Here is a 2,018-nt window from a genome sequence, read left to right on the forward strand (position 1 = left end):
CACGCCCATCAGCACCACGGTGGCGAACAGGTATTCGACCCCATGATCGGCAACCAACGCCACCATCACCACCGCCAGCGCCCCGGTCGCGCCCGAGATCATCCCCGGCCGCCCGCCGATCAGCGCCGTGATCAGCCCGACCAGAAATGCCGCGTAAAGCCCGACCAGCGGATGCACCCCGGCGACAAAGGCAAAGGCCACAGCCTCGGGGACAAGGGCCAGTGCCACGGTCAACCCGGCCAGAATCTCGGTCTTGATCCGCGCCGGAGTCAGCCCCTTGGGCGACATCGACAGCGAGGCAGGCGAATAACGGTCCGCAAAAGCGGAAAGCAGGGATCGGGACAAGGGATCGTCCTTTTGATTGAAAGACTGTGCGCGCGCGGGTTGCATAGCCGAGAATGCCGCCGGTGGAAACCGCTGCACCGCAGAAAAACCGCGCCCTTCTCAACGAAGGACCGGCTCAAACCGGTTTTCCTGCGCCCTTCCCGGCCCTACAAAGGTCAGGGAACAACCATGAAGGGTGAGTCTGATGGCACGGATGATCGGAGTGATTGGCGGGTCCGGGGTCTATGACATTCCGGGGCTGATGGGCGCGGAATGGCAGACGATTGAGACCCCGTGGGGCGCGCCGTCGGACCAGATCCTGACCGGGTCGCTGAACGGCACCGACATGGCGTTTCTGCCCCGGCACGGGCGCGGCCATGTGCATTCGCCCAGCACCGTGCCCTACCGCGCCAATATCGACGCGCTGAAGCGGCTGGGCTGCACCGATGTGGTGTCGGTCTCGGCCTGCGGGTCATTCCGCGAGGACATGGCGCCGGGCGATTTCGTCGTCGTGGATCAGTTCATCGACCGCACCTTCGCGCGCGAGAAATCGTTCTTTGGCACCGGCTGCGTGGCGCATGTGTCAGTGGCGCATCCGACCTGTCCGCGCCTGTCGGCGGCGTGCCTTGGCGCCGGGCGCGATGCGGGTATCACCATGCATGACGGCGGCACCTATCTGGCGATGGAGGGGCCGCAGTTTTCGTCGCTGGCGGAATCGAAGCTTTATCGCGAGGTCTGGGGCTGCGACGTGATCGGCATGACCAACATGCCCGAGGCCAAACTGGCCCGCGAGGCCGAGCTTTGCTATGCCTCCGTCGCCATGGTCACCGATTACGACAGCTGGCACCCCGAGCACGGCTCGGTCGATATCGCCACCATCGTCGCCATCCTGCATGGCAATGCCGACAAGGCCCGCGCCCTGATTGCCCGCCTGCCCGCCCTGCTGGGCGCGCCCGCGCCCTGCGCCGATGGCTGTGACCGGGCGCTGGAACACGCGATCCTGACCGCCCCCGACAAACGCGATCCGGCGGTGCTGGCGCGGCTGGACGCGGTGGCCGGGCGGGTGCTGCGATGACGCTTGAACTGTGGCTGGCCTTCGTTGCCGCCTCGGCGGTGCTGCTGCTGATCCCCGGCCCGACGGTGCTGTTGGTGCTGAGCTATGCGTTAAGCCAGGGGCGGCGGGTGGCGGTAGCCTCGGCCCTTGGGGTGGCGCTGGGGGATCTGACCGCGATGACGGCGTCGCTGTTGGGGCTGGGGGCGCTGGTGCTGGCCTCGGCCACGGTGTTTCAGGTGCTGAAATGGTTCGGCGCGGCCTATCTGGTGTGGATGGGCGTGCAACTGCTGCGCAAGGGCGGACACGCGGTGCCCGATACAGGCGCCCTGCCCCCGGCGATCCCGGCGGGCCGGGTGTTTCGCCATGCGGCGGCGGTCACGGCGCTGAACCCGAAATCCATCGCGTTCTTCATCGCCTTCGTGCCGCAATTCCTGCGCCCCGAGGCCGCGCTGGCCCCGCAATTCGCGCTGTTGATCGCCACGTTCGTCAGCCTTGGGGCGCTGAACGCGCTGGCCTATGCCCTGTTGGCGGACCGGCTGCGCCGCGCCATCGCGCGCCCCGGTATTCTGACCTTGCTGACCCGCGCCGGTGGTGTCACCTTGATCGGCATGGGGGTTCTGACAGCGACCCTGCGCCGGGC

At 67.4% G+C, this 2,018-nt stretch carries 3 protein-coding genes; 2 read left to right on the forward strand and 1 reads right to left on the reverse strand.

All coding sequences use genetic code 11. The annotated features are described in order from the left end of the window. A partial coding sequence (locus ABYW26_RS13895) for a SulP family inorganic anion transporter (RefSeq protein WP_372605506.1) occupies positions 1 to 288 on the reverse strand: 288 nt, incomplete at its 3' end. 241 nt (positions 289 to 529) lie between these two features. Here ABYW26_RS13895 and ABYW26_RS13900 point away from each other — a divergent pair. After that, the gene (locus tag ABYW26_RS13900) at positions 530 to 1,399 is read left to right on the forward strand and encodes an S-methyl-5'-thioadenosine phosphorylase (protein ID WP_372605504.1); all 870 of its coding nucleotides are present in this window, start codon (positions 530 to 532) and stop codon (positions 1,397 to 1,399) included. Further along, the coding region (locus ABYW26_RS13905) for a LysE family translocator (RefSeq protein ID WP_372605505.1) at positions 1,396 to 2,018 on the forward strand (623 nt) is incomplete at its 3' end. The genes ABYW26_RS13900 and ABYW26_RS13905, both read left to right, overlap by 4 nt.

The organism is Actibacterium sp., assembly GCF_041584535.1.
Taxonomy (GTDB): domain Bacteria; phylum Pseudomonadota; class Alphaproteobacteria; order Rhodobacterales; family Rhodobacteraceae; genus Actibacterium_D.